The sequence below is a fragment of the Roseicyclus sp. genome, assembly GCF_052168335.1.
Lineage (GTDB): Bacteria > Pseudomonadota > Alphaproteobacteria > Rhodobacterales > Rhodobacteraceae > Roseibacterium.
The window spans coordinates 1-5,525 of the sequence record NZ_JBQLZP010000055.1 but is presented as its reverse complement, the minus strand read 5'-3'; the positions used below and the strand labels follow the sequence as shown (position 1 = coordinate 5,525).

General features: G+C 71.1%; 5 protein-coding genes and 1 riboswitch. Of the genes, 3 read left to right on the top strand and 2 right to left on the bottom strand.

Annotated features, from left to right (window positions below):
- The 3 genes from ACTS11_RS01880 to metK form a co-directional block, all read left to right on the top strand.
- Window positions 1-513 (top strand): transporter associated domain-containing protein (locus ACTS11_RS01880; RefSeq protein WP_442638656.1); only part of this gene is annotated, 513 nt, incomplete at its 5' end.
- Window positions 510-2,051 (top strand): apolipoprotein N-acyltransferase, encoded by a 1,542-nt coding sequence (lnt, locus tag ACTS11_RS01875; protein WP_442638655.1) that lies wholly within the window; start codon window positions 510-512, stop codon window positions 2,049-2,051. The genes ACTS11_RS01880 and lnt, both read left to right, overlap by 4 nt.
- 28 nt (window positions 2,052-2,079) lie before the next feature.
- Window positions 2,080-2,128, top strand: a riboswitch (SAM-SAH riboswitch).
- 7 nt (window positions 2,129-2,135) lie between these two features.
- Window positions 2,136-3,302, top strand: coding sequence for a methionine adenosyltransferase (metK, locus tag ACTS11_RS01870; protein WP_442638657.1), 1,167 nt, complete (start codon window positions 2,136-2,138; stop codon window positions 3,300-3,302).
- A gap of 22 nt (window positions 3,303-3,324) precedes the next feature.
- Here the strand turns inward: metK and ACTS11_RS01865 are convergent, their stop codons facing one another.
- Window positions 3,325-4,011, bottom strand: a complete 687-nt coding sequence (locus ACTS11_RS01865) for an endonuclease/exonuclease/phosphatase family protein (RefSeq protein WP_442638654.1) — start codon at window positions 4,009-4,011, stop codon at window positions 3,325-3,327.
- 11 nt (window positions 4,012-4,022) lie between these two features.
- On the bottom strand, window positions 4,023-5,432 hold the full coding sequence (cls, locus tag ACTS11_RS01860) for a cardiolipin synthase (RefSeq protein ID WP_442638653.1): 1,410 nt from the start codon (window positions 5,430-5,432) through the stop codon (window positions 4,023-4,025).
- Window positions 5,433-5,525: the final 93 nt, after the last annotated feature.

The window sequence follows — 5,525 nt, the reverse complement described above, 5'->3', positions numbered from 1 at the left end:
TACGGTTTCGACAAGTCGAACGGCAGCTTCTCGCTCCGGACGATGCTGCGCCCGCTCCTGTTCGCGCCGCCCTCCATGCCAATCGGCGTCCTGCTGACCAAGATGCAGACCGAGCGCACGCACATGGCCCTCGTGATCGACGAATACGGCGGCGTCGACGGCCTCGTGACGATCGAGGACCTCATCGAGCAGGTCATCGGCGAGATCGAGGACGAGCACGACATCGAGGAAGCCCAGCCCTGGAGCCGCGAGAGCGAACGCTCCTGGCTCGCCATGGCGCGCGCGCCGCTCGACGAGTTCGAGGCCGAGATCGGCATCCACCTGTCCGGCATCGACGACGAGGAGGAGGTGGACACGCTCGGCGGTCTCGTCTTCCTGCTCACCGGCCGGGTGCCCGCGCGGGGCGAGGTCGTGCCGCATCCCTCGGGCGTGGAGTTCGAGGTGATCGACGCCGATCCCCGCCGCATCAAGCGTCTGCGGGTCCGGGCGCCCAAGGCACAGACGGCGGCATGATCTCATCCCCCGGCGGCCCCGCCGCATCGCTCGCCCGCCTCGCGGGCTGGCCGGCGCTCATGGCGGCGGCGGCGACCGGGGCCGTGGCGGGGCTCGGGCAGGCGCCCTTCGACCTCTGGCTCGCGACGCCGCTGGGGCTCGCGGCCGTCTTCCTCGTGGTGGCGGGCGCGGGCGGCGCGGGCGATGCGTTCCGGCGCGGGCTCGCGGCGGGCGCGGGGCACTTCGCGCTGACGCTGCACTGGATCGTCGAGCCCTTCTTCGTGACGCCCGAGGTGCACGGCTGGATGGCGCCCTTCGCGCTGGTGCTTTTCGCATGCGGCCTCGCGCTGTTCTGGGCGGCGGCGTCCTGGGGCGCGGTCCGTCTCGCGGTCTCGCCGCTCGGGCGCGTCGCGCTCCTTGCACCGCTCCTGACGCTGGCGGAGGTCCTGCGCTCGACCATCCTCACGGGCTTTCCGTGGGCGCTGCCGGGGCACGCGCTGATCGACACGCCCTGGTTGTTCCTCGGCGGCGTCGTCGGCGCGCATGGCATGACGCTCCTCGTGCTCGGCCTGTCCGCGCTCTGGGCGGGGGTGGCGCTCAGGGGGCGCGGGGTCGTCGTGCTCGGCGTCAGCCTTCCGCTACTCCTCGTTCCCTACCTCCTTCCCTGCGCAGAGGCGCCGGCCGCGGGCACCGGGGCCCCCGTCGTGCGCCTCGTCCAGCCGAACGCGCCGCAGCACCTCAAGTGGCGGGAGGACATGATCCCGGTCTTCTGGCAGCGCGGCCGCGACCTGACGGCGGCCGCCGCCGACCCCGACCTCGGGCCGCCCGCCCTGGTGATCTGGCCCGAGACGAGCCTCCCCGTGATCCTCGAGCGGTCGGACGTGGCCCGCTTGCAGCTCTCGCAGGCGGCGGGCGGGGCGCAGGTGATGATCGGCGTCCAGCGCTACGAGGGCTTTTCCGTGCGCAACGGCCTCGCGCTGCTGGCGCCCGGCGGGCAGGTTGCCGCCGTCTACGACAAGCACCACCTCGTCCCCTTCGGCGAGTACCTGCCGCTTCAGGGGCTGGCCGAGCGCCTCGACATCCGCGCGCTTGCCGCCGTCATGCCGGGCGGCTACGGGCCGGGCCCGGGGCCCGTGGCGCTCGACCTCGGCGAGGGCCTCGGCACCGCCTTCCCGATGATCTGCTACGAGGCGATCTTCCCGGGCTACATCCGCCGGCTCGATGCGCGGCCCGACTGGATGGCGCATGTCACCAACGATGCCTGGTTCGGCACTTTCTCGGGGCCGTGGCAGCACCTCGCGCTCGCGCGGCTCAGGGCGGTCGAGCAGGGTTTGCCGGTGCTGCGCGCGGCCAACACGGGCGTCTCGGCGGTGATCGACGCGCGAGGGCGCATCCTCGCGGCGCTGCCGCTGGGCGAGGCGGGATACCTCGACGCGCGGCTGCCGCCAGCCCTGCCGCCGACGCTCTATGCGCGGATCGGCGACTGGCCCGCGATCCTTCTCGCGATGCTGCTCGCGGGCGGCGTCACGCTCGCCGAGCGGCGCAAGAAGGCCCATTGAACAAAGGCCCGCGACGGCGTAAGCCATCGCGACCCCACAACGGCTTCCTGGCGTGGGGACAAACACATAATGGAGCGCTTCCCCATGGCCCGCGACAACTACATCTTCACCTCCGAGTCCGTCTCGGAGGGCCACCCGGACAAGGTCTGCGACCGGATTTCCGACGCCGTCCTCGACGCCTTCCTCGCCGAGGAACCCGAGGCGCGCGTCGCCTGCGAGACCTTCGCCACCACGGGCATGGTCGTGATCGGCGGCGAGGTGGGCCTGAGCGACAAGAACCGTCTCAAGACCTTCATGGGCATGATCGGCGAGATCGCGCGCGACTGCATAAAGGACATCGGCTACGAGCAGGACAAGTTCCACTGGAACACCTGCCACGTCCTGAACTTCCTGCACGAGCAGTCCGCCCATATCGCGCAGGGCGTGGACAAGGACGGCGCGGGCGACCAGGGGATCATGTTCGGCTATGCCGTGGACGAGACGCCGGAACTGATGCCGGCGCCGATCCAGTATTCCCACGCCATCCTCCGCCGCCTGGCCGAGGCGCGGAAATCCGGGAAGGAGCCGAGGCTCGGCCCCGACGCCAAGAGCCAGCTGACCGTGCGCTACGAGGGCGGCAAGCCCGTCGAGGTCACGTCCATCGTGCTGTCCACCCAGCACCTCGACGAGGACATGACCTCGGACGACGTGCGCGCCGTGGTCGAGCCCTACATCCGCGAGGTCCTGCCGTCGGGCTGGATCAGCGAGGCGACGACGTGGTGGGTCAACCCCACGGGCAAGTTCGTGATCGGCGGGCCGGACGGCGACGCGGGGCTCACGGGACGCAAGATCATCGTCGACACCTATGGCGGGGCCGCGCCCCATGGCGGCGGCGCCTTCTCGGGCAAGGACCCGACCAAGGTGGACCGCTCGGCCGCCTATGCCGCGCGCTATCTCGCCAAGAACGTGGTCGCCGCGGGCCTCGCCAAGCGCTGCACGATCCAGCTCTCCTACGCCATCGGGGTGGCCGAGCCTCTGTCGATCTACGCCGACACACAGGGCACCGGCGTGGTCCCGGAGGAACAGATCGAGAAGGCGATCCGCGCCGCCATGGACCTCACGCCGCGCGGCATCCGCACGCATCTCGCGCTCAACCGGCCGATCTACCAGCGGACGGCGGCCTACGGCCATTTCGGACGGCAGCCCGAGGCGGATGGCGGTTTCTCCTGGGAGAAGACGGACCTCGTCGACACGCTGAAGGCCTCGGTCTGAGGCCTGCCCGCGCCGGCCGCGCTCAGGCCGGCGCGATCCGCGCCCAGACCGGCAGGTGATCGGAGGCGCGCCGCGCGGCGCCCTCGCGGATCACGCCGGTCTGCGTCAGCTTCAGCCCCTTGCCATGCACGAACCGGTCGAGCGAGGCGACCGGGTAGGAGGCGTGGAAGCTCCGCCCCGGAACGACCACGTCGAAATCCGGGCCGAGCGGCTCGAAGCCGGAGTTCAGAGACCACTCGTTGAAGTCGCCGGCGATCACGGCGCGGTGACGCTCCGCCTTTTCCAGGTGCTCGCGCAGCGCATGGAGCTGGAGCCTCCGCCATTTCCGCAGCAGCCCCAGATGCGCGCCGATCACCGTCACCGGGCCGAACGGTCCCTCGACGTCGACGCGCACGGCGCCCCGCGGCTCGAGCCCCGGCAGCGGCAGGCGCGCGGTGCCGACGATGTCGAGTTCGCGGTGCACGAGCACGGCGTTCCCGTGCCAGCCGAGGCTCACGTCCGTCGTCGACACGTCCGCCACGCGATAGGGCGTCTCGGCCTCGAGGATGGTCTTCGGCAGCGCCGCGGGCCTTGGCCCGAGGCGCAGGTCGGCCTCCTGCAGCACGAGGATGTCCGCCCCGCTGTCGAGGATCACCTTCTGCACGCGCTCGGGGTCGCGCCGTCCGTCGAGACCGACGGCCTTGCGGATGTTGTAGCTGACGATCCGCATCGCGTCGTCCCTCAGAGCACCGGCGCCATGAGGCGCGCGACCGGCGCCGCGATCCTGAGGCGCAGCGGCTGCTCGGCCAGCGTCTTCTCCAGCCGGAAGGCGCGGGCGAAATCGGCCTCGAGCACCTTCTCGAGATCGGCGCAGAAGTCGCGGTCGAAGAAATAGGCCATCGTCTCGAAATTAAGCTGCGAGGAGCGGTGGTCGAGGTTGTGCGTGCCCACGGCGGCCAGCCTGTCGTCGATCAGGAAGGCCTTCTGGTGCAGGAAGCCCTCGCGATAGCGCCAGATCTCGGCCCCCGCCTCGAGAAGCTCGTCGAAATAGGCGAAGGCGGCAAGCCAGGGCAGGTAGTGGTCGATCGCGTCCGGGATGAGGATGCGCACCTCCTTGCCCTCGATCGCCGCGTGCTTGAGCGCGGTCAGCGAGGGCAGGTCGGGCACGAGATAGGGCGTGGAGACCCAGATCCGCTCGCGCGCGGCGGCGAGCGTGGCGTAGAGCATCGCGCTCCCGGTGTCCTCGGTGTCGATGGGACCGGTGCCGACGATCAGCCCGTCGATGCCGCCCGCCTCCGCCTCGGAGGTCCACTCGAGCTCGGTCCTCAGCGCCTCGCCGGTGACCCAGTGCCAGTCCTCCGCGAAGATGAGCTGGAGCTGCGTGACCATCGGCCCCTCGATCCGCACGAAGGTGTCGCGCCAGGGCCCGTAGGTCGGATCGCGGCCGAGATATTCGTCGCCGACGTTCAGCCCGCCGAGGAACCCCACGCGCCCGTCCGCGATCACGCATTTGCGGTGGTTGCGGAAGTTGATCTGGAAGCGCCGCGCGATGGGGCCGCCGCGCCGCGCGCGCATGACCTCGACGCCGGCCTCCGACATCTCGCGGAGGAGGCCGCGCCCCAGCCCGACCGAGCCGAACACGTCATAGGCGATGCGCACCCGCACGCCGCGCCGCGCCGCCGCCATCAGCCGGTCGGCCATCTCGCGGCCGAGGGCGTCGCCGCGGTAAATGTAGAACTGGACGAGGATGTAGCGCCGGGCCCCGTCGATGGCGGCGAAGAGGGCCGCGAAGGTCTCGGCCCCGTCGACCAGCAGCCTGGCGCGGTTGCCGCGCACCACGGGCAGGCCCGCCACCTGCTCGAAGGGCCGCAGGTTGATGGCGAGCGGATCGTCGCGCGTGGCGTTCGGCCAATCGCTCCGGTGGTCGTCGAAGAGCCTCCGGCTGATCCGCCGCGCGCGCCTCCGCGATTCGTAGCGGTGCGGCCCGAGGAAGGCATAGGCGATCACCGCGAGATAGGGCGCCGACAGGAGGAACACCGTCCAGCCGACCGCGGCCTGCGGCGTCCGCGCCGTCTTGGCCGCACGCCACGCCAGCCAGAGCGCGAGCGCCACCAGCATCGTGGAGAGGATCGTCAGGATCGCGTTCGACATCGTCCCTCGTTGGCCCGCGACGGGCGTTGCGATTCGCCGTTACCGCCGCGCGGCATAGCACGTTGCGAACGCCTTGGCCGCGCAGTAGGTACC

Excerpts from the sequence above, each read along its gene's own strand:
- lnt (WP_442638655.1), top strand. The coding sequence starts at position 510 with ATGATCTCATCCCCCGGCGGCCCCGCCGCATCGCTCGCCCGCCTCGCG.
- metK (WP_442638657.1), top strand. The coding sequence starts at position 2,136 with ATGGCCCGCGACAACTACATCTTCACCTCCGAGTCCGTCTCGGAGGGC.
- ACTS11_RS01865 (WP_442638654.1), bottom strand. The coding sequence starts at position 4,011 with ATGCGGATCGTCAGCTACAACATCCGCAAGGCCGTCGGTCTCGACGGA.
- cls (WP_442638653.1), bottom strand. The coding sequence starts at position 5,432 with ATGTCGAACGCGATCCTGACGATCCTCTCCACGATGCTGGTGGCGCTC.